General features: G+C 71.8%; 21 protein-coding genes and 1 pseudogene. 15 read left to right on the top strand and 7 right to left on the bottom strand.

Features of this window, described 5'->3' with window-relative positions:
- The first annotated feature begins 176 nt into the window (after positions 1-176).
- The 12 genes from I4Q55_RS23500 to I4Q55_RS23445 all read left to right on the top strand — a co-directional run bounded on the left by I4Q55_RS23500 (position 177) and on the right by I4Q55_RS23445 (position 12,095).
- Positions 177-1,160: a LacI family DNA-binding transcriptional regulator gene (locus tag I4Q55_RS23500; RefSeq protein ID WP_206790569.1), complete on the top strand. Its 984-nt coding sequence runs from the start codon at positions 177-179 to the stop codon at positions 1,158-1,160.
- Positions 1,157-2,194 carry a class I mannose-6-phosphate isomerase gene (locus tag I4Q55_RS23495; protein ID WP_206790568.1) on the top strand — a complete coding sequence of 346 codons (1,038 nt, stop codon included), beginning with the start codon at positions 1,157-1,159 and terminating at the stop codon, positions 2,192-2,194. Before I4Q55_RS23500 ends, I4Q55_RS23495 begins: the two co-directional genes overlap by 4 nt.
- Positions 2,191-2,955 carry an ATP-binding cassette domain-containing protein gene (locus tag I4Q55_RS23490; RefSeq protein WP_206790567.1) on the top strand — a complete coding sequence of 255 codons (765 nt, stop codon included), beginning with the start codon at positions 2,191-2,193 and terminating at the stop codon, positions 2,953-2,955. The genes I4Q55_RS23495 and I4Q55_RS23490 overlap by 4 nt, the downstream gene beginning before the upstream one ends.
- On the top strand, positions 2,952-4,001 hold the full coding sequence (locus tag I4Q55_RS23485) for an ABC transporter permease (protein ID WP_206790565.1): 1,050 nt from the start codon (positions 2,952-2,954) through the stop codon (positions 3,999-4,001). Before I4Q55_RS23490 ends, I4Q55_RS23485 begins: the two co-directional genes overlap by 4 nt.
- Positions 4,002-4,029: 28 nt before the next feature.
- The gene (locus I4Q55_RS23480) at positions 4,030-5,022 is read left to right on the top strand and encodes an ABC transporter substrate-binding protein (protein ID WP_206790563.1); all 993 of its coding nucleotides are present in this window, start codon (positions 4,030-4,032) and stop codon (positions 5,020-5,022) included.
- Between the two features lie 205 nt (positions 5,023-5,227).
- Positions 5,228-5,923: a hypothetical protein gene (locus tag I4Q55_RS23475; protein WP_206790561.1), complete on the top strand. Its 696-nt coding sequence runs from the start codon at positions 5,228-5,230 to the stop codon at positions 5,921-5,923.
- Positions 5,924-5,974: 51 nt separating this feature from the next.
- Positions 5,975-7,021 carry a sensor histidine kinase gene (locus I4Q55_RS23470; protein ID WP_206790560.1) on the top strand — a complete coding sequence of 349 codons (1,047 nt, stop codon included), beginning with the start codon at positions 5,975-5,977 and terminating at the stop codon, positions 7,019-7,021.
- The gene (locus tag I4Q55_RS23465; RefSeq protein ID WP_206790559.1) at positions 7,018-7,773 is read left to right on the top strand and encodes a LytTR family DNA-binding domain-containing protein; all 756 of its coding nucleotides are present in this window, start codon (positions 7,018-7,020) and stop codon (positions 7,771-7,773) included. Before I4Q55_RS23470 ends, I4Q55_RS23465 begins: the two co-directional genes overlap by 4 nt.
- A gap of 97 nt (positions 7,774-7,870) precedes the next feature.
- The gene (locus tag I4Q55_RS23460) at positions 7,871-8,221 is read left to right on the top strand and encodes a hypothetical protein (RefSeq protein WP_206790558.1); all 351 of its coding nucleotides are present in this window, start codon (positions 7,871-7,873) and stop codon (positions 8,219-8,221) included.
- Between the two features lie 112 nt (positions 8,222-8,333).
- Positions 8,334-10,058, top strand: coding sequence for a cation acetate symporter (locus tag I4Q55_RS23455; protein ID WP_206790557.1), 1,725 nt, complete (start codon positions 8,334-8,336; stop codon positions 10,056-10,058).
- A 70-nt stretch (positions 10,059-10,128) separates the two neighbouring features.
- Positions 10,129-10,488 (top strand): DUF485 domain-containing protein, encoded by a 360-nt coding sequence (locus tag I4Q55_RS23450; RefSeq protein ID WP_206790556.1) that lies wholly within the window; start codon positions 10,129-10,131, stop codon positions 10,486-10,488.
- Complete coding sequence (locus I4Q55_RS23445) at positions 10,485-12,095, top strand: cation acetate symporter (RefSeq protein WP_206790555.1); 1,611 nt, start codon at positions 10,485-10,487, stop codon at positions 12,093-12,095. The genes I4Q55_RS23450 and I4Q55_RS23445 overlap by 4 nt, the downstream gene beginning before the upstream one ends.
- Before the next feature lie 67 nt (positions 12,096-12,162).
- Here the strand turns inward: I4Q55_RS23445 and I4Q55_RS23440 are convergent, their stop codons facing one another.
- Positions 12,163-12,900, bottom strand: a complete 738-nt coding sequence (locus I4Q55_RS23440; protein WP_206790554.1) for an isocitrate lyase/phosphoenolpyruvate mutase family protein — start codon at positions 12,898-12,900, stop codon at positions 12,163-12,165.
- Positions 12,897-13,358 carry a carboxymuconolactone decarboxylase family protein gene (locus I4Q55_RS23435; RefSeq protein WP_206790553.1) on the bottom strand — a complete coding sequence of 154 codons (462 nt, stop codon included), beginning with the start codon at positions 13,356-13,358 and terminating at the stop codon, positions 12,897-12,899. Before I4Q55_RS23435 ends, I4Q55_RS23440 begins: the two co-directional genes overlap by 4 nt.
- Positions 13,359-13,404: 46 nt before the next feature.
- Between I4Q55_RS23435 and I4Q55_RS23430 the strand changes: the two genes are divergently transcribed.
- Positions 13,405-14,787, top strand: coding sequence for a PLP-dependent aminotransferase family protein (locus tag I4Q55_RS23430; RefSeq protein ID WP_206790552.1), 1,383 nt, complete (start codon positions 13,405-13,407; stop codon positions 14,785-14,787).
- A gap of 298 nt (positions 14,788-15,085) precedes the next feature.
- Here the strand turns inward: I4Q55_RS23430 and I4Q55_RS23425 are convergent, their stop codons facing one another.
- The 3 genes from I4Q55_RS23425 to I4Q55_RS23415 all read right to left on the bottom strand — a co-directional run bounded on the left by I4Q55_RS23425 (position 15,086) and on the right by I4Q55_RS23415 (position 18,238).
- Entirely contained in the window at positions 15,086-15,811 is a 726-nt protein-coding gene (locus I4Q55_RS23425; RefSeq protein WP_206790550.1) for a peptidylprolyl isomerase, read from the bottom strand.
- Positions 15,812-16,084: 273 nt separating this feature from the next.
- Positions 16,085-17,050: a methylmalonyl Co-A mutase-associated GTPase MeaB gene (meaB, locus tag I4Q55_RS23420; protein ID WP_206790549.1), complete on the bottom strand. Its 966-nt coding sequence runs from the start codon at positions 17,048-17,050 to the stop codon at positions 16,085-16,087.
- The gene (locus tag I4Q55_RS23415) at positions 17,051-18,238 is read right to left on the bottom strand and encodes an acetyl-CoA C-acetyltransferase (RefSeq protein WP_206790548.1); all 1,188 of its coding nucleotides are present in this window, start codon (positions 18,236-18,238) and stop codon (positions 17,051-17,053) included.
- Between the two features lie 137 nt (positions 18,239-18,375).
- On the opposite strand from I4Q55_RS23415, the gene mce reads away from it, so the two are divergent.
- Complete coding sequence (gene mce / locus I4Q55_RS23410) at positions 18,376-18,831, top strand: methylmalonyl-CoA epimerase (RefSeq protein WP_206790547.1); 456 nt, start codon at positions 18,376-18,378, stop codon at positions 18,829-18,831.
- Positions 18,832-19,294: 463 nt separating this feature from the next.
- Here the strand turns inward: mce and I4Q55_RS23405 are convergent, their stop codons facing one another.
- The gene (locus I4Q55_RS23405; RefSeq protein WP_206790546.1) at positions 19,295-19,867 is read right to left on the bottom strand and encodes a TetR/AcrR family transcriptional regulator; all 573 of its coding nucleotides are present in this window, start codon (positions 19,865-19,867) and stop codon (positions 19,295-19,297) included.
- A 19-nt stretch (positions 19,868-19,886) separates the two neighbouring features.
- Positions 19,887-20,255, bottom strand: a complete 369-nt coding sequence (locus I4Q55_RS23400; RefSeq protein WP_206790545.1) for an SPW repeat protein — start codon at positions 20,253-20,255, stop codon at positions 19,887-19,889.
- A 199-nt stretch (positions 20,256-20,454) separates the two neighbouring features.
- Here I4Q55_RS23400 and I4Q55_RS49335 point away from each other — a divergent pair.
- Positions 20,455-20,591 (top strand): annotated as a pseudogene (locus tag I4Q55_RS49335) (crotonyl-CoA carboxylase/reductase); the annotation flags it as partial.

The following is a 20,591-nucleotide window of genomic DNA, read 5'->3' as shown; positions in this document are numbered from 1 at the left end:
CTGTCCACTTCCGGACAGCGGGATCCGCCGATCGCGGAACCGAATCGGCACAATCCACGCACGAAGCGTTGACAAGGCGCCGGTCGGGGAGTTCAATCCCGGTCACTATGACAACGTTGTCTCCTCTCGGCCGGGACCGGGACGGCAGCACGCGCACCGCGAGCAGACGGGCCACGATGAGCGACGTGGCCCGGCTGGCGGGCGTGAGCATCAAGACCGTCTCGCGCGTGGTCAACGACGAACCGGCGGTCCACCCCGACACCGCCGAGCGGGTCATGGCGGCCATCGAGCAGCTGGGGTTCCGGCGCAACCTGGGCGCGCGCAACCTGCGCCGCGGGTCGACGACCGGCACCATCGGGCTGATCGTCGAGGACGTCGGCAACCCCTTCTACTCCGAGCTGAACCGCGCGGTCGAGCGCATCGCGACGTCGTTCGGGCGCCAGGTGCTCACCGGCTCGTCCGAGGAGAACTCCGACCGCGAGCGCGAGCTCGTCCTGGAGTTCTGCGCGCGGCGGGTGGACGGCATCCTCGTCGTCCCGGCCGGGCTCCAGCACGGCTACCTGGTGCCGGAGATGCGCGCGGGCACGCCGGTGGTGTTCATCGACCGGCCGGCCGGCGACATCGTGGCCGACACCGTGCTGGTGGACAACCTCGGCGGCACCATCGAAGCCGTCACGCACCTGGCGGAGCACGGGCACCGGCGGATCGCCTTCCTCGGCGACAGCCCGGACATCTTCACCGCGGCCGAGCGCCTGCGCGGGTTCCGCGAAGGCTGCGTGCGCAACGGGATCTCCTACGACGAGTCGCTGGTTTCGATGGGGACACCGACACCGGACGCGATCGGCGACGCCGTCAGGCGGCTGCTGACCGGGCCGGACGCCGCCACGGCGGTGGTCGCCGGCAACAACCGGATCGCCGTGCACCTCCTGCGCGCGCTCGCGCACGCCGAACGCCGCCCGGCGATGGTCTGCTTCGACGACTTCGAGCTGGCGGACCTGCTGAACCCGCCGGTCACCGTGGTCGCGCACGACGTCAGCGCCCTGGGCCACGCCGCGGCCGAGCTGCTCTTCGCCCGCGTCCAAGGAGACCAGTCCCCGCCCAGAAAGGTAGTCCTGCCCGTGCATCTCGTCGCCCGTGGTTCCGGTGAGGTCGCCCCGTGACCCTCGAACCGATCCGGCTCGCCGCCAACCAGCCGCCGCAGTTCTACCGCGGCGGCGACGCCATCGCGGCGCTGCGCGGCGCGTCTTCGGACAAGAAGTTCGGCCCGGAGGACTGGGTCGCCTCGGCGACCACGATGTTCGGCCAGGAGACCAACGGCCTCACCCGCCTGCCCGGCGGCGCCTGGCTGCGCAACGCCGTCGAGGCGAACGCGAACGGCTGGCTCGGCGCGAAGCACGTCGAGGCGCTCGGGACGTCGACCGGGCTGCTGGTGAAGCTCCTCGACGCGGGCCAGCGGCTGCCGGTGCACTTCCACCCCGACGACACCTTCGCGAAGCGGCACTTCGACTCCCACTTCGGCAAGACCGAGGCGTGGATCGTGGTCGGCACCCACGGCGACGACCCGCGTGTCTACCCGGGTTTCAAGGAGACGCTGTCGAAGGCGACGGTGTCCGAGTGGACGCGCGAACAGGACGTGCCGTCGATGCTGGGCGCGCTGAACAGCATCCCGGTGTCCGCGGGCGACACCGTCTACATCCCGGCCGGGCTGCCGCACGCGATCGGCGAGGGCGTGTTCGTCGTCGAGCTGCAGCAGCCGACGGACTTCTCGCTCACCATCGAGTGGCGCGACTTCCTCGCCTCGCCGGAGAAAGGCCACCTCGGCCTCGGCTTCGACACCGCCATCGAGGCGCTGGACACGTCCGGCTGGGACGCCGACCGGCTCGAGACCATCATCAAGCGCACCGCGGGCGACCCCGCGTCCACTGTGGACCTGCTGGCCGGCGGATCGGAGCGGTTCTTCCGAGCCGAACAGCTGCGCACCGACAAGATGACAACGTTGTCACTCGATCCGTCCTTCGCCGTCCTGGTCGTTCTCGACGGCGAAGGCACCCTGCGGACCGAGCACGGCGGCGAGCACGCGCTGGCGAAGGGCGACACCTACGTCGTCCCCTTCGACGCCGGCCAGACCGAGCTGTCCGGCACGGCGACGGTGATCCGCTGCCGCCCGCCGGCGCCGGAAGAGAGGCACGGATGAGCGAAATCCTCCTGGACGCGGTTGACCTGACCAAGCGCTACGGCTCCGTCGAAGCCCTGCGCGGCGCGTCCTTCCAGGCCCGCGCGGGCGAGGTGACGGCCCTGATCGGCGACAACGGCGCCGGCAAGTCCACGCTGGTCAAGTGCCTGTCCGGCGCGGAACAGCCGACGTCGGGGCAGATCCTCCTGGACGGCGCGCCGGTGCACTTCGACTCCCCCACCACGGCCCGGCGGCTGGGCATCGAGACGGTCTACCAGGACCTCGCCGTCGCCCCCGAGCTCGACCCCGCGGCCAACCTGTTCCTCGGCCGCGAGATCCACCGCAAGGGCATCCTCGGCAAGCTGGGCATGCTCGACAAGAACGAGATGCGGCGCCGGGCGATCGAGGAGTTCCAGCGCCTCGGCGTGACGCTGCAGAGCACCGACGTCCCGATCGGCTCGCTGTCCGGCGGCCAGCGGCAGAGCGTCGCGGTCGCGCGTTCGGTCGTGTGGGCGTCGAAGGTCGTGTTCATGGACGAGCCGACGGCCGCGCTGGGTGTCGTGCAGCGCGAGCGCGTGCTCGACGTCATCAAGAAGGTGCGCGACAAGGGCATCGCCGTCGTGCTGATCAGCCACAACATGCCCGAGGTGCTGTCGGTCGCCGACCGCGTCGAGGTGCTGCGGCTCGGCAAGCGCGTCGCCCGGTTCGCCGGCTCGGACACGAAGCTCGAAGACCTCGTCGCCGCGATGACCGGCGCACTCGTGCAGGAGGAGGCGGCGTGAGCGTGTCCAGTCCCCCGAAGGACATCCAGGAAGCTCCCGACGCGGGCTTCGGCAAGCGGCCGCTGGGCAAGCGCCTGGCCGGCGCGAACACGTTCTGGATCGCGCTGGTCCTGGTCGCGCTGATCGTCGTGTTCAGCGCGATCGCCCCCGGCGAGTTCCCGACGCTGTTCACCTTCCAGACACTGCTCATCGAGACGTCGGTGCTGCTGGTGCTGTCGGTCGGGATGACGTTCGTGATCATCACCTCCGGCATCGACCTGTCCGTCGGCTCGGTGCTCATCTTCGCCGGCATGGTCGCCGGCAAGGTGATGGAGGCGATGTCCGGCGGCAACGCGTCGAACGCGGGCTGGGGCGTCATCACCGCCGGCCTGATCGCCGCGGTCGTCGCCGGGACCGTCTGGGGCCTGGTCAACGGGTTCCTCATCGCCGTGGCGGGGATCCCGCCGCTGATCGTCACCCTCGGCACCATGGGTGCCGCCCTCGGCGCGGCCTACCTGCTCAACAACGGGTCGGACGTGCGCAGCGTGCCGGTGGCGCTCAACCAGACCCTCGGCTACGGCACGTCGTTCGGCGTCGTGCCGAACCTGGTCATCGTCGCCGTGGTGATCACGCTCATCGGGGCGTGGCTGCTACACACGACGAAGTTCGGCCGGTACACCTTCGCGGTCGGGTCCAACGCCGAGGGCGCGCGGCGCGCCGGCATCGGCGTCACCCGGCACCTGCTGAAGGTGTACACGCTGACGGGGTTCCTGGCCGGCATCGCCGGGTTCCTCTCGCTGGCGTACTACGCGTCGACCACGATCTCGGCGCACACCACCGACAACCTCAACGCGATCGCCGCGGTCGTGATGGGTGGCACAAGCCTGTTCGGCGGCGTCGGCTCGGTGCTGGGCACGGTGATCGGCGTGTTCATCCCGGCCGTGCTCAAGAAGGGCTTCAACATCACCCACGTCCAGGACTTCTGGCAGATGATCGCCGTCGGCGCGGTCCTCATCGCCGCCGTCTGGTTCGACCAGCGACGCCGCCGCCGGCGCAATTCCCGCTGAGTTCCCCACTGAGTACAAAGAGGTGCTTATGAAGCTGACCAAGACTCTCACCGCCCTGGGTGCCGTGGTCTCCGCCGCGGCGCTGCTCACCGCGTGCGGCTCCGGCACGGTCGGCCAGACCGGGTCCGGCGATCAGGCCCAGCCCGGGAACAAGAAGCTCGCGCTCATCCCGGGTGTGCAGGCCGAGCCGTTCTACATCTCGCTGCAGTGCGGCGCGCAGGCCGAAGCGAAGAAGCTCGGCTACGAACTGACCACGCAGGCGCCGCAGAAGTTCGACGCGGCCCTGCAGACCCAGCTCGTCAACGCGCTCGGCTCGAACCCGCCGGCCGCGCTGCTCATCGCCCCCACCGACGACACGGCGATGCTCGCGCCGATCCAGCAGGTCAAGAACCGCGGCGCGAAGATCGTCGAGGTCGACACCTCGCTGAAGGACACGAGCGTGGCCGTGTCGTCCGTGTCCTCGGACAACACCGCGGGCGGCAGGCTCGCCGCCCAGACGATGGCGAAGCTCGCGGCCGGCAAGAGCGGTTCGGTGCTGGTCCTCGACACGATCGCGGGCACCTCCACCACGGCGGCCCGCGCCAAGGGCTTCGAGGACGAGCTGAAGAACACCCCGAACCTCAAGTCGATCGGCGTCCAGTTCACCCAGAACGAGCCCGACCAGGCGGCGTCCAAGGTGACCGCGGCCCTGTCGTCGACCCCGGACCTCATCGGCATCTTCGCGACCAACCTCAACACCGGCGAAGGCGCGGCGACCGGCCTGCGCAACGCGGGCAAGGTCGGCGCGGTCAACCTGGTCGGCTTCGACGCGAGCCCGTCCGAGGTCGAAGGCCTCAAGAACGGTCAGTACCAGGCCCTGATCGCCCAGGACCCGGCCGCGATCGGCACCCAGGGCGTCCAGCAGGCCGTCGCGGCCATCGAGGGCAAGCCGGTGACGCGGAACCTCACCGCGGAGCTGCACTCGATCACCAAGGCGGACATGGACGCCAACTCGCAGTACTTCTACAAGCAGAGCTGCTGATCGCGTCCGTCAGGGTCCTGTGGGTGGTGCGCGCCGCTCACAGGGCCCTGACCAGCGGTGTTCACCGCCGGTGAACACTGCCTGCCGGTCACCGCGGTGGGGGAACCGCTCACCGCACTGTCCGTTTGCCCGGACGGGTGTCTGGCGTCACACTCATCTGCACATGCATCTGCACTTCCAAATGCATGATCGCAGGGAGGGTGCGATGAAGTACGAGCGGCCGGCCATGCACCGGACGATCTTCGCCGTGGACGTCGAGGGCTACGGCGACCAGCGCAGGACCACACCACACCGGCTGGCGCTGCGCGAAGGGCTGTACCGCGCGCTGTGCCGGGCGTTCGACGACGCCGGCGTCCCGTGGGCGGCCTGCCGGCGCGAGGACTGCGGCGACGGCGTCTTCGTCCTCGTCCCGCCGGAGGTCCCGAAGGGGCTCTTCGTCGAGTTCCTGCCCGCCGCGCTCGCCGTCGCGCTGCACCGGCACAACCGGACGCACGACCCCGGTGCCCGGATCCGGCTCCGGATGGCGCTGCACGCGGGCGAGATCGCCTACGACGAGCACGGCGTCACCGCGCCGGCGATCAACCAGACGTTCCGGCTGCTGGAGGCGAAGCCGCTGAAGGAGGCGCTCAAGGCGTCACGCGGCGTGCTGGCGCTGATCACGTCGGCGTGGTTCTTCGACGAGGTCGTCCGGCACAGCGACGGCCTCGACCCGACGACGTTCCGGCCGGTGCCGGTGGCCGTCAAGGAGACTCGCACGACCGGGTGGATCTCGCTGCCGGACCGGCCGTACCCGGCGAACTCGAGCCTGCTCGGCAATGTCACGTCGATCGACCACTACCGGACCTGGCGCCGCTTCCGCCGCCACGCCCAGGTGCTGGCCGACCGCGACGGCCCCGCGTAGCCGTAGGATCTACTGCCCTGGACACCGTCGCCGAGGGGAGGCCCGAAGACCGTGCACCTGCGCCCGGCGTCCCGCGCCGACCCGCTGCCGGTGCTCGCCGCCGCCCGCCGCGTCACCGACGAGCTGCGCGACGGCCTGGCGGGCACCGCCGCCCGCCGCGCCGCGCACCACCTGCGCCGGCTCTTCGGCTTCCCCGGCCTGGGCCTCACCGACCTGTCCGGGTCCCTGCTGTGGTCGGGACGGCCGGGCCCGGACGCGGTCGTCGCGAGGGTGCTCGACAGCGTGCTCCACAGCGAGGAACCGGAGTCCGCGCCGGACGTCCTGGTGCTGCCGCTGCACGTCCGCGACGAGCTGGCCGGGGCGCTGCTGGTCGTCGGGGACGTCCGGGAGGCGGTCGCGGCCCAGGCCGCCGACCTCGTCGTGCAGGCGCTGGAGCGCGGGCGGCTCGAGGCGTCGGCGGAGCAGGCGGCGCAGGCCGAGCTGCGGGCGCTGCGGGCGGAGATGTCACCGCACTTCGTCTACAACGCCCTGACGGTGATCGCGTCGCTGGTGCGCTCGGACCCCGACCGCGCCCGCGACCTCATGCTCGACTTCGCCGACTACACCCGCTACAGCCTCGCTCGCCACGGCGAGTACACCGTGGTCGCGGAGGAGTTCCGCGCGATCGAGACGTACCTGGCGCTGCAGAAGGCGGTGCTCGGCGAACGGCTGCGCGTCCAGGTGCGGGTCGCGCCGGAGATCCTCGCCGTCGCGGTGCCGTACCTCGTGCTGGAGCCGTTGGTGGAGAACGCGATCCGGCACGGCATCGAGCCGCGGTCGGGCACCGGCCAGGTCCAGGTGCACGGCCAGGCGGAAGGGAACGACTGCGTGATCTTCGTCGAAGACGACGGGGTCGGGATGGACCCGAAACGGGCGGCGGACATCCTGGCCGGGCGCACCGGCGAGGACGACCCGGCCGGGCTCGGGCTGGCCAATGTGGACAGACGGCTGCGGGACGTCTACGGCGCCTGGTACGGCCTGACCGTCGAAACCGAGGTCGGCGCGGGCACCCGGGTGATCGTGCGCGTCCCGCGGTTCCAGCCGGGGGTGCTGCCGTGACCGGGCTCCGCGTGCTCGCGGTCGACGACCTGCCGCCCGCGCTGGACGAACTCTGCACCATGCTGCGCGAAGCGCCCGAAGTCGGCGAAGTGGTCGGGGCGGGTGACGCGCTGAAGGCGTTGAAGCTGCTTCAGGCGGATCGCTTCGACGCGGTGTTCCTCGACATCTCGATGCCGGGCCTCGACGGGCTCGAACTCGCGTCGCTGCTCGCGAAGCTGAGCGAGCCACCGGTGATCGTGTTCGTGACGGCGCACGACGGCCACGCGGTGGCGGCGTACGGCATCGGCGCCGTCGACTACCTGCTCAAGCCGGTCCGCACCGAACGGCTGTCGGCGGCGCTGGCGAAGGTGCTGCGGATGGCGACCCCGGCGTCCCGGCCGATCCCGGACGCGATGGCCGCCCTGCCGGTCGAGTCGGGCGGCCGCACCCGGTACGTCCGCCGCGACGACGTCCTGTTCGTCGAGGCCCACGGCGACTACGTCCGCCTGCACACGCGAGGAGGGGTCCACCTGGTGCGGATGCCGATCTCGCGGCTGGAGGAGTACTGGGAGGGCACCGGGTTCAGCCGGGTCCACCGCGGGTTCCTGCTGGCGGTGGGGGCGGTGCTGGAGCTGCGCAGCGACACGGCGGGCGGCCTGCTGGCCCACACGGAGGCGGGCGACGTCCCGGTCAGCCGCAGGCACGCGCGCGACCTGCGCGACCGGCTGCTGGAGGCGGCCCAGCGCGGCCAGCTCGGATCGGATTCGCGATGAGCGGCGTGCGGCCTGAAGCCCCCGCCCGCGGGCCCGGCCGGCCCGCGATCGGCCGCGACCGGCACCCCCGAGCCGCCGCAGCCCGGCCGGACTCGCGATGAGCAAGATCCGCCGGGTCGCCGTCACCAGCCCGCAGACCCGCCTCGCCCACGCCCGCCGCCGGTCGCGCGGCCGCTGGCGCCAGCCCCGGCTCCCCGCGGGCGACACCCAGCGCGCCACCGCCCTCTACACCGCCCAGCGCCGTCGCGGCATCCCCGCGCTGGTCCTCATGTTCGCGCTGCTGCTCGGCCTCCCCGGCGTCTTCGCGCTCTTCCCGGCCCTGGACTCCGTACGCCTCCTGGGCATTCCCCTGTCCTGGCTGATGCTCGCGGTCCTCCCCTACCCCGCGATGGCGCTGCTGGCCCGCTGGCAGCTGCGCCGCGCCGAGCGCCTCGAGGACGACCAGTGACCCGAGCGCCCCAATGTGGCCTTGGTTGCGTCCAACGCACCCAATGTGGCCTTCGGTGCGTCCAACGCACCGAAGGCCACATTGGGGCGCATGAGTACGGCAGGGGACGGTAGTGGGCGTCGCGCTCGCCGTCGCGCCGGTCGTGCTCGTGACGCTGCTGATCGGCGTCCGCGGGGTCGCCGCCATGCGCACGACGTCGGACTTCCTCGTCGCCTCGCGCCGCATCTCGCCGCTGGTGAACTCGGCCGCCGTCTCCGGCGAGTACCTGAGCGCGGCCTCCTTCCTCGGCATCGCCGGGCTCGTCGTCAAGGACGGCATCGGCGCCCTCTGGTACCCGGTCGGCTTCACCGCCGGCTACATCGCCATGCTCGTGCTCGTCGCCGCGCCGATGCGGCGGTCGGGCGCCCTCACCGTCCCCGACTTCGCCGAAGCCCGACTCAACTCCCCCGCGCTGCGCCGCCTCACCGCCGTCGTCGTGCTGGTGATCGGCACGATCTACGTAGTCCCGCAGTTCCGCACCGCCGGCCTGGTGCTCGCCGCGGTCGGCGGCACGCAGTACTGGGTCGGCGTGGTGGTGGCCGGCGCCGCGGTCAGCGTCACCCTGGCGCTGGGCGGCATGCGCGCGGCGACGTACGTGCAGGCGTTCCAGTTCGTGCTGAAGCTGGTGCTGTTCCTCATCCCGGCGATCTGGCTGGTGCTGCAGGCCGGCGCGGTCAACCGGACCGACGCGCTCAACCCCGTCGAGTTCACCCACTTCGCCCGCGAGACGCCGGTGCGGTTCGAAGTCGACGTCACCATGGAGATCCGCGAGCCGACCCCGGTGCGCCGCAACGGCGTCGTCGAAATCCTGCCCCCGGGCGAGTTCACCGCGCACAGCCAGGACGAGGTCGTGTTCGGGACGGGCGCGGCCGTCCCGGCGGTCCGCGGCGGCGCCGCGCTCGGCGGCCCCGACTGGCAGCGCCCGCTGCTCGACCTCGGCGACCAGGGCTACCCGCTGCTCGGCACGTGGGCCGTGCTCATCGCGACCATGCTGGGCACGATGGGCCTGCCGCACATCCTGATGCGCTTCCACACCAGCCCGGACGGCCGTGCCGCACGCCGCACCGCCGCGATCACCGTCGCCCTGCTCGGCGTCTTCTACCTCTTCCCGGGCGTCTACGGCGTGCTCGGCCGGGTGCTCGTCCCCGGGCTCTACCTCTCGGGCGCGACGGACACCGTGGTCGTCGCGCTGCCGGCCCAGGTGGACAGCGGCTGGGCGGGCGGGCTGTTCACGGCGCTGCTGACCGCGGGCGCGTTCGCCGCCTTCCTGGCGACGTCGCTCGGGCTGCTGCTGGTGATGTCCGGCGCGCTCGCGCACGACCTCGTCCCCGGCGGGCTGCGCCGGCTGCGGATCGCCGTGTTCGGCGTCGCCGGGGTGATGGTGCTGCTGGCGCTGCGTTCGGCCTCGCTCGACGCCGGCGTCCTGGTGACGTGGGGGTTCACGGTGGCCGCGTCGACCTTCTGCCCCCTGCTGGTGCTCGGCATCTGGTGGCCGCGGCTGACCGCGACCGGCGGGATCGCCGGCGTGCTGACCGGGCTGGTGGCGTCGTCCGGCTCGATCCTGTTCGCGTTGGCCGGGCCGCCGCTGCGCGGCTGGGTGGCGATCCTGGTGCAGCAACCGGCACCCTGGTCGGTACCGTTGGCGTTCGGCGTAATGGCACTGGTCTCGCTGCGGGGCAGGCCACCCGCCTGGTCGACGTCGGCCATGCTGCGCCTGCACCTCGACGAACCCCGTTCGTCCCGGCCGCGCGACCGTTCGTCAACCGTTCGTCGTCTGGCCCGGCTGTTGAACCGTTGAACCTTCACTCAGCTCTCACACGTCCCTACGGTGTCGCAGGTCACTTTCCGCAGCGTCGCAGGGAGCAGCGATGAGCACGACGGGCACCGGCGGGCCCCCGGAGACCTCAGAAACGATCTGGGAACGAGCACACGAGAGCACCGAGTTCCGCGAACTGCGCAGCCGCCTGCGCCGGTTCGTCTTCCCGATGACGGCGGTGTTCCTCGTCTGGTACCTGCTGTACGTGCTCCTCGCGGACTACGCGCACGGTTTCATGAGCACCAAGGTCGTCGGCAACATCAACATCGGCCTGATCTTCGGCCTGCTGCAGTTCGTCTCGACGTTCGTGATCACCGGGCTCTACGTCCGCTACGCGAACCGGAAGCTGGACCCGGTCGCCGAGAAGATCCGTGAGGACATCGAAAAGGGCACTGCAAAGGAGCACGAATGAACGCCACCCTCGCCGCGAGCGTTGAGGGCAGCAACCCGCTCCTCAACATCGGTGTCTTCGCCCTCTTCGTGATCATCACGCTGGTGATCGTGTTCCGGGCCAGCCGCAACACGAAGACGGCGTCGGACTACTACGCCGCCGGTCGCGCGTTCACCGGCCCGCAGAACGGCATCGCCATTTCGGGTGACTACCTGTCGGCGGCGTCGTTCCTCGGCATCGCCGGCGCGATCGCGATCAACGGCTACGACGGCTTCCTCTACTCGATCGGCTTCCTGGTGGCGTGGCTCGTCGCGCTGCTGCTGGTCGCGGAACTGCTGCGCAACACCGGCAAGTTCACGATGGGCGACGTCCTCGCGTTCCGGATGAAGCAGCGCCCGGTGCGGGCCGCGGCCGCGACGTCGACGCTGGCCGTGTCGTTCTTCTACCTGCTCGCGCAGATGGCGGGCGCCGGCGGCCTCGTGGCCCTGCTGCTCGGCGTCGAAAGCAGCTTCGCGCAGGCCGTGGTGATCGCCGTGGTCGGCGTCGTCATGATCGCCTACGTCCTGATCGGCGGCATGAAGGGCACCACCTGGGTGCAGATCATCAAGGCCGCGCTGCTGATCGTCGGCACGCTCGCGATCACCCTCTGGGTGCTCGGCAAGTACGGCTTCAACTTCTCCAGCCTGCTGCAGGCCGCCGTCGACAAGGCGGGCAAGGCCGGGGAGTCGCTGCTCGGCCCGGGCAAGCAGTACGGCGCCACCGGCACGTCGAAGCTGGACTTCTTCTCCCTCGGCATCGCGCTGGTGCTGGGCACGGCGGGCCTGCCGCACGTCCTGATGCGCTTCTACACGGTGCCGACGGCCCGCGACGCGCGCCGCTCGGTCGTCTGGGCGATCGCCCTGATCGGCCTGTTCTACCTGCTCACGCTGGTGCTCGGCTACGGCGCCGGTGCGCTGGTCGGGCCGGACGCGATCAAGAAGGCGCCGGGCGGGGTGAACTCCGCGGCACCGCTGCTCGCGCTCGAACTGGGCGGGCCGGTGCTGCTGGGCCTGATCTCCGCGATCGCCTTCGCGACGATCCTCGCGGTGGTCGCCGGCCTGACGATCACGGCGTCGGCGTCCTTCGCCCACGACGTCTACGCGAACGTTATCAAGCGGGGCAAGACGTCGCCGGATTCGGAGGTCAAGGTCGCCCGGATCACCGCGGTGGTGATCGGCATCGTCGCCATCGGCGGCGGCATCCTGGCCAACGGGCAGAACGTGGCGTTCCTGGTCGCGCTGGCGTTCGCGGTCGCGGCGTCGGCGAACCTGCCGACGATCCTCTACTCGCTGTTCTGGAAGCGGTTCAACACCCAGGGCGCGCTGTGGTCGATCTACGGCGGCCTGGCGATCACGGTCATCCTGATCATCTTCTCGCCCGCGGTGTCGGGCAAGAGCACGTCGATGATCAAGACCGCGGACTTCGCCTGGTTCCCGCTGAGCAACCCGGGCATCGTCTCGATCCCGGCCGCGTTCATCCTGGGCTGGCTGGGCACGATCCTGTCCAAGGAGCACGACGAGAAGAAGTACGCCGAGATGGAGGTCCGCTCCCTCACCGGCGCGGGCGCCGAGAAGGCCGTCGCGCACTAGTTTCACCGACCCCGAAGGCCGTCGCGAGGGTGTTCCCGATCCCCTCGCGGCGGCCTTCGGCCATGTTTCAGTACGGCAGTTTGCCCTGCGCGACGCCTGTCACGGCGGCCTCGAACTGCTTCCGGAGGTGCTGCCAGAGCCCGCCGCCCAGCGAAATCCTCGCCACCCCCAGTTCGGCGAGGCCTCCGAGACCGGGGCTGCCCGGCCAGGCGGCCGTGTTGACCGCCCCGCCGACCCCCTGGACGAACTCGGCGATCAGTTCCGGCGTCCGCAGGTGGATCGGGTAGACGCAGTCGGCGCCCGCTTCGAGGTAGGCCTTCGCCCGGGCGATGCCCGCTTCGAGCGCTTCCTCCGGGTCCACCCCGCGGAAGGAGTCGACGCGGGCGTTGATCACCAGGCCGTCGCCCGCCGCCGCACGCAGGGCGGCGATCCGCTCCGCCTGCTCGGCGACCGGCCGGACGTCGCCGGTGGCGTGGTCGGTGTCCTCGAAGTTGCAGCCGACCGCGCCGGCGTCGGACAGCCGTCCGGCCAGCTCGGCGCCGGAGAGGCCGTAGCCGGACTCGGCGTCGACGGTCACCGGGACACCGACCGCCTTGGCGATCCGCGCCGCGGCGGCGAACATCTCGGCCGCGGGCGCCTGCTCGCCGTCGGGGAACCCGAGCGCGGCCGCCACGGCGACCGAGCTGGTCGCGACGGCGGGGAACCCGGCCGCCTCGACGAGCTTCGCGGTGTCGGCGTCCCAGACGTTCGGCAGGACGAGCGGCTTGCCGGGGACGTGCAGCGCCTTCAGCGCGGCGGCGCTCACGCGTCCCGCTTCGGCAGCGGCGTGTGGCTGGTGATGGTCATCCGGTTCCAGCTGTTGATGGCGATGATCTCCCACGCCACCGCGCGGTACTGGTCCTCGGTGAACACCTTCGCGGCCTGCTCGTAGACGTCGTCGGGCACGGTCTGCGTCGCCGACAGCTTCGTCATCGCTTCGGTGAGGGCGAGAGCGGCCTGCTCCTGCTCGGTGAACAGGTCGGTCTCGCGCCAGCCGTCGAGGACGAACAGCCGCCGCGGCGACTCGCCCAGCTCGAGCGCGTCGCGGGAGTGCATGTCGAGGCAGTACGCGCAGCCGTTGATCTGCGACGCGCGGTTCTTCACCAGTTCCAGCAGTTTGGGGTCGAGCCCCGCGTTGGCGCCGGCCTTGTTCACCTCGGCCTGCAGGTTCGCCATCGCCTGGTAGAGCTCGGGTGCGCCCCCGAGCCCGATTCGCTTGGTCATGCCGTCCAGGCTAGTGCGAACTGGTCCACGAGTATGGTCCAGTCACATGACGGAATCGTGGTCCAGTTCCGGGCTCGACGTCCACCTCGGCTGGCAGCCCGCTTCCGGCCGCGCCGGGCTCGCGGCGGCGATCCGCGCGGCCATCCGGGACGGCCGCTGGCAGGCGGGCGCGGCGGTGCCCTCGACCCGCGCGCTGGCCCACGACCTCGGCGTCGCCCGCGGCACGGTGACCCGCGTGTACGCCGACCTCGCCGCCGAGGGCTACCTGCGCACGGCCCAGGGCGCGCCGACCCGGGTGGCGACGGCGGGATCGCTGCCCCAGTCGGCGCCGCGGCAGGCCCCGCGCGACCCGGCGCCGCGCTGGGACCTGCGGCCGGGCCGTCCGGACCTGACGGCGTTCCCCCGGCAGGCCTGGCTCACGGCCACCCGCCGGGCCCTGCTGCGGACGCCGGCGTCGGCGCTGGGCTACGAGTCGGAGCTGGGCGCGCCGGAGCTGCGGGACACGCTCGCCGGGTACCTGGCCCGGGCTCGCGGAGTGGTCGCCGACCCGGCGCGGATCGTGGTGTGCCACGGGTTTTCGCACGCCATCGCGGTGGTGTCCCGAGCCTTGTTCTCTTTGGGTACGCGCGAAATGGCGTTCGAAAACCCTTCGCTCGGGCTGTACCGGTCGATCACGGCGGCGCAGGGCCCGCGAATAGTCGGCGTGGACGTCGACGGCCACGGCCTCGACGTGTCCGCTTTGGACAGTCCGGCGGTGGTCGTCACCCCGGCGCACCAGTACCCCACCGGCGTCACGCTGGCCCCGCCGCGCCGCGCGGCACTGGCCCGCTGGGCGGGCGAGTCGGGCGCGTTCGTGCTGGAGGACGACTACGACGGCGAGTTCCGCTTCGACCGCCAGCAGGTCGGGGCGTTGCAGGCGCTGGCGCCGGAGCGGGTGGTGTACGCGGGCACGGCGAGCAAGACGCTCGCCCCGGCCCTCCGGCTCGCGTGGCTGGTGCTGCCGCGTTCGCTGGTGGAGCCGGTCCGCGCGGCGATGGCCGACAGCGGTTCCCGCCCGGCGTTGCTGAACCAGCTGGCGCTGGCCGAGCTGATCGACTCGGGTGCCTACGACCGGCACGTCCGCCGCAGCCGCGCGGAGTACCGTTCGCGCCGAACGCGCCTGCTGGCGGCCCTGCCGGACTCGGTGCGCCCGCACGGCATCGCGGCGGGCCTGCACCTGCTGCTGATGCTCCCCCCGGACGGCCCGTCGGAGGCCACGGCCCTGGCGGCCTGCCGCCGCCGAGCCATCGGCATCGAGGGCCTCGCCGGCCACTGGATGACCCCCAACGCCCCCGGCGGCCTCATCGTCGGCTACGCGGCAACCCCGAAACACGCGTTCACCGGAGCAACCCAAAACCTGGTGGAGGCCCTGGCAGAAATAACCCCCTGACCCCCGCCCCACCACCCAAGTCCGCCCCCAAACACGCGTGATGCCCCTCCAATCACGCGTGATGCCCCCTCAATCACGCATGAAGCCCGCCGGATCACGCCGAATCCCCCGCCGAGCACCCCCGGGGAGCCGCGGGGCGCCCCCCCGCGCGCCCCCCCCCCCCCCCCCCCACCCCCCCCCCCCCCCAACCCCAAACAAGTACGAGCGCCACACCCGCGAGCCCTCGACCCCCCCCACCCCCCCCCCCCCCCCCCCGGGGCCGCCGGGGCCCCCCACGCGGCGCGCCCCGCGACCACGGTCAGAACCAGCAGTCCGGCCGAACCCGAAGCAGTTCCGTCCGCAGCACCGGCGTGCCGTCGACCGGCGCCGGGTCCTCCGCGGTCGGCTGGATCCCGCCGGCCGCGACCTTGTCGAGCGTCTTCAGCCCTTCCGCACCGACCGTGCCGAACACCGTGTAGTTCGGCCGCAGCGCGGAATCGCCGTAGACGACGAAGAACTGCGAACCGTTCGTGTCCGGCCCCGCGTTGGCCATCGCGAGCAGGCCGCGCGCGTAGACGCGCCGGGCGCCGGTCGGGTCGGTCGGCGCCGGCGGCAGGTCGACCGGCAGTTCGTCCTTGTACTTGTAGCCCGGCCCGCCTTCGCCGGTCGAGGTCGGGTCGCCGCACTGCAGCACCTTCAACGTCGGGTACGCGGTCAGCCGGTGGCACACCGTGTGGTCGTAGAACCGGTGCCGCGCCAGGTGCAGGAAGCTCTGCACGGTGCACGGCGCCTTCGCGCGGTCCAGCTTCAGCGGCAGCGCACCTTGGCTGGTCGGGATGGCGACGTCGACCTGGCCGCGGTTCGGCGTGTGCCGCGGGTCGGGCGGCAGCGGCACCGGCCGCGCGGGCGGTTCGTCCGGGGTTTCGGTGTACTGGCACGGCCCGTGGGTCGTCTTCGGCGGCGGCGCGTCGGCCGCCGTGGCGACGCCGTTCCCGGCCACGAACAACGCGCCCGCTGCCAGCGCGGTGACGAGTGTCTTCTTCATCCTGCACGCCCTCCCAGTGATCGCCCGGTTCCGGAGCGCCCCGCAGTCTAGGGCGCGGCACCGACAGCCAGAACCGGCGAAAGTCGCCCGTGTCAGCCGGTCGGGTGAACCTGCCGGCCGATACCCCGGAAATTGTCGGACCCCCGGCGCACGATGGTCGGCACGCGGCAAACCCGTCGCGGACGCAGGGAGGGCATCATGGCAGTTCGGCGAAGAACCGTTGCAGTGGCACGGTTTCTGCTCACACGGCTCGCGTCGGCGATCCGGCGTGCGCTAACCCCGCAGGTCCGCGATCAGCTCTTCGGCGGCGGCGAACGGATCGATCTCCCGCGCCACGACCCGCTCGGCGACCCCGGCGAGCCGTCCCCCGCCGCGCAGGTCCACCAGCTCGGCCCGCAGCCGCCGGAGCGCGATGGCCTCGACCTCGTCGCGCGCCCGGGCCACCCGGCGCCGGGCCAGCTCGCCGTGCGCCACCAGCCAGTCGTGGTGCGCGGCCAGCGCTTGCACGACCTCGTCGACGCCTTCGCCCTTCGCCGCGACGGTCCGCACGATCGGCTGGCGCCAGCTCGGTCCCCGGATCTCCCGGCGGGCCAGCGAAATCATCTGCTTGAGGTCGTGCACCGTGGCGTCGGCACCCTCGCGGTCCGCCTTGTTCACCACGAAGACGTCGGCGATCTCCAGCACGCCGGCCTTCGCCGCCTGGATGCCGTCACCCATGCCCGGGGCGAGCAGCACCACCGTGGTGTCGGCCAGTTTCACGACGTCCACTTCGGACTGGCCGACGCCGACGGTCTCGATCAGCACCACGTCGAAGCCGGCGGCGTCGAGCACCCGCACCGCCTGCGGGGTCGCCCACGAGAGCCCGCCGAGGTGCCCGCGCGTGGCCATCGAGCGGATGAACACGCCGGGGTCGGTGGCGTGCTCGGTCATCCGGATCCGGTCGCCGAGCAATGCCCCGCCCGAAAACGGCGAAGACGGGTCGATCGCGAGCACCCCGACCCGCTTGCCCTCCGCGCGCAACGCGGTGAGCAGCGCCGAGGTCGATGTCGACTTGCCGACACCGGGTGGGCCGGTGAGCCCGACGACCCGGGCCCGCCCGGTGTGCGGGGTCAGCGCCCGCGCGATCTCGGCGACGCGCGGGTGGGCGTCCTCCACGAGCGACAGCATCCGCGCGACGGCACGGGGCTGTCCGTCCCGCGCGCGGCCGACGAGGTCGTCGAGGTCGAGTGGTCCGGCCACTTACGCGGACGGCACCCGCAGCAGGAGGGCGTCGCCCTGGCCGCCGCCACCGCACAGCGCGGCCGCGCCGAGCCCGCCACCGCGGCGGCGCAGCTCGTGGATCAGGTGCACGGCGAGCCGGGCGCCGGAGGCGCCGATCGGGTGGCCGAGGGCGATGGCGCCGCCGTTGACGTTGACCTTCTCCGGGTCGAGGCCGAGCTTCTCGGTGGAGACGAGCCCGACCGCGGCGAAGGCTTCGTTGATCTCGACGAGGTCGAGTGCGTCGGCGGTCAGGTTCGCCTTCGCCAGCGCGGCGAGGATGGCGTTCGACGGCTGCTCGTGCAGGCTCGCGTCGGGCCCGGCGACGACACCGTGCGCGCCGATCTCGGCGAGCGGCGTGATGCCGAGCTCCTCGGCCTTCGCGCGGCTGGCCACGACCACGGCGGCGGCGCCGTCGGAGATCTGGGAGGCCGAGCCCGCGGTGATGGTGCCGTCGGAGGCGAAGGCCGGGCGCAGCTTGGCGAGGCCTTCGGCGGTGGTGTCGGCGCGGACGCCCTCGTCGGTGTCGAAGACGACCGGGTCACCCTTGCGCTGCGGGATGGAGACCGGCGCGATCTCGTCGGCGAAGTAGCCGTTCTTGACGGCTTCGGCGGCGCGCTGGTGGGAGCGGGCGGAGAACGCGTCCTGCTGTTCGCGGGTGACGCCGTAGCGGGCGTTGTACTTCTCCGTCGAGGCACCCATGGCGACCTGGTCGAAGGCGCAGAAGAGGCCGTCGTGGGCCATGTGGTCGACGAGCGAGGTGTCGCCGTACTTGTAGCCGGAGCGGGACTTGGGCAGCAGGTGCGGCGCCTGGGTCATCGACTCCTGGCCGCCGGCGACGACGAGGTCGAACTCGCCGGCGCGGATGAGCTGGTCGGCGAGCGCGATGGCGTCGAGGCCGGAGAGGCAGACCTTGTTGATCGTCAGGGCGGGCACGTCCATCGGGATGCCCGCGGCGACCGCGGCCTGACGGGCCGGGATCTGCCCGGCGCCGGCGGTCAGCACCTGGCCCATGATCGTGTACTGCACGGCGTCCGGGGACACCCCGGCGCGCTCGAGGGCCGCCTTGATCGCGACCCCGCCCAGCTGAGCGCCCGTGAAGTCCTTGAGGGAGCCGAGCAGGCGCCCGATCGGCGTACGGGCGGCACCCAGGATCACGGAACCGGACACGGCGTCCTCCAAGCATCGGCGCATGGGCAGTTTTCCCGACCATACCCGGGAGCAGGGCTTCTTGATGGAGCCAGTGTGAGGCGAGGCACGCGCCGATTCCGCCTCGACGCGGCCCGCGGGTCCCCTATCCTGCCTCCATGAATGACGCCCTGCGGCCGTTCGTGACGGCCATCGACCACGTCGGCATCGCGGTCCCCGACCTCGACGCGGCCATCGAGTTCCACCGCGCGCACTTCGGCCTGGAGGTCACGCACGTGGAGGTGAACGAGGAGCAGGGCGTACGCGAGGCGATGCTGCGCGCCCCGGGCTCGGCGGGCACGGAGACGCAGATCCAGCTCCTGGCCTCGATCCGGGACGACTCGGCGATCGGCAAGTTCCTGTCCAAGAGCGGCCCGGGCCTGCAGCAGGTGGCGTACCGCGTGTCCGATGTGGACGCAGCGGCGGCGGCCCTGCGCGAAATGGGCCTGCGCGTGCTGTACGAGGAGGCGAAAAGGGGCACATCGAACAGCCGGGTGAACTTCATCCACCCCAAGGACGCGGGCGGAGTCCTGGTGGAGCTGGTGGAGCCGGCCAAGAAAGCGACGGAGCACTGACCCGTTCCGGCACAACGGTTCGACGCGGAGCCGCACGCCCGTAACAAGCAACGGGGACACGGCCGGGCACGCCGGCGAGCCCTGGGCGGGCGGCCAAGCACCGGCAACCGCCGACGGGACGACCGCGGGCCTCGAGCGCGGACACGCCAGGTTGAGCGGCGCAGGCACGCCCGAGGCCCAGCCCGCCGAACCGGCCCGGGCGTCAAGCAGTCCGGCCAGGTCGGCACAGCCGCCAGCCCGGCCCGGCCAAGCCCGCACGGCCCGGCTAACCGGCGCAGCCCAGTCAAGTCGGCGCAGCTCCGCGAAGCCAGCCCGGCCACCGGCGCAGCCCAACCAGCGCAGCCTGGCCAAGCCGGCACAGCTCGGCCAAGCCGACCCAGCCCAGCCCAGCCCAGCCCAGCCCCAGCCAAGCCAGCCCAGCCCAGCCAAACCGGCGCGGCCCGGCTAAGCCGGCGCGGCCCGGCTAAGCCGGCGCGGACTTGGACGCCAAGGCGTCCGCAATGAACGTCAACTCGCCGTCGAACTCCGCCGGCAGGTCATCCTCCGAGTGCCGGGCCGTCGCGTGCCGGTGGCTCACCGCCCGGGCCAGCAGACCCGATGCCCGGTCCACATCAGCCGTCGGCAACCCGCCGCCCGTCGCCGCCACTATCACCGCTCGGACCTGCCTCACCAGCACCTGGAACCGCTCGTGCAGCGCGTCGCGGACCACGTGGTGCGTGTCCGCCTCCCGCCACAGCAGGTGCGACAGCCCCAACGACCTGCTGAACCGGTGGTCCAGCTCGCGGACCAGCCGGCGCAGGCTGCCCACCAGGTCGCCGGGGACCACCACCACCGCCGGCTCGATGCGCTCGTCCGGCAGGCGCTCGACCAGCGCCGTCAGCAGGTCGGACTTGTGGCGGAAGTAGTAGTGCACCAGCCCCTTCGGCACACCCGCCTGCTCCGCTATGCGGGACGTCGGGGTGGCGTCGAAGCCGGACTCGGCGAAGAGCGCCTCGGCTGCGCAGAGGATGCGCTCCTTCGCCGAATCCTCGGTCATGCCTGTGCCTCCTGTGTTGTCAGTGCTGTCCTGCCGTGCGGTGCGCGGCGTTCGCGACCGGCATCGCTGCCGCGCCGGCGATGACCGTCAGGACCCCGGCGATCCAGGACGTCCAGGACGCGCCGTTGAACTCCGTGTACCCCATCACCCACGGCGCGATGAAGAGCAGCACGCCGAGCGCGATCTGGATGCCTTCGCCGTAGACCATGCCCGGCATCGCCAGCGAAACCAGGCCGTCGAGTGCGATCAGCACGCCCAGGACGACCATCGTCCACATCGCGGTCGTGTCCGTGCTCAGCCAAAGGGGTGAAAGAGCGGCGACCACCCCGATGACGACCTCGGCCCAGTCGTGGGGCCGGGACCACGCGCGCGTAGAGACTTCACTCATTCGTGCTCACCTCCGTCGGTGAAACTGCTGGTCGGGTGGGTGTACCCGACGTCGATGATCCGCTTGACTGGCCGACCGGTCAAGTCTGCCCGATCACAGTTCGGCGTGTAATCGTGCTGTCCGTCTCGTACAGTTGTGGACGCGTGTTACCGGCGAGTAATTTCTGCCGCCAACGCCCCCCATCTCCGCGGAGGAACCGATGACGCAGCTCGGCGAGATCCAGCAGGCCATCCTGACCGGTGAGGCGGCCGTGGTCGGCTCGTTGCCGGTGCCCGAGAGTTATCGCGGGGTGACGGTGCACGCGGACGAGGTCGGGATGTTCGAGGGCCTGGAGAG

The organism is Amycolatopsis sp. MtRt-6 (assembly GCF_017308975.1).
Taxonomy (GTDB): Bacteria; Actinomycetota; Actinomycetes; order Mycobacteriales; family Pseudonocardiaceae; genus Amycolatopsis.
Note: the sequence above shows the minus strand (reverse complement) of the source record. Positions and strands in the feature narration are given on the sequence as shown.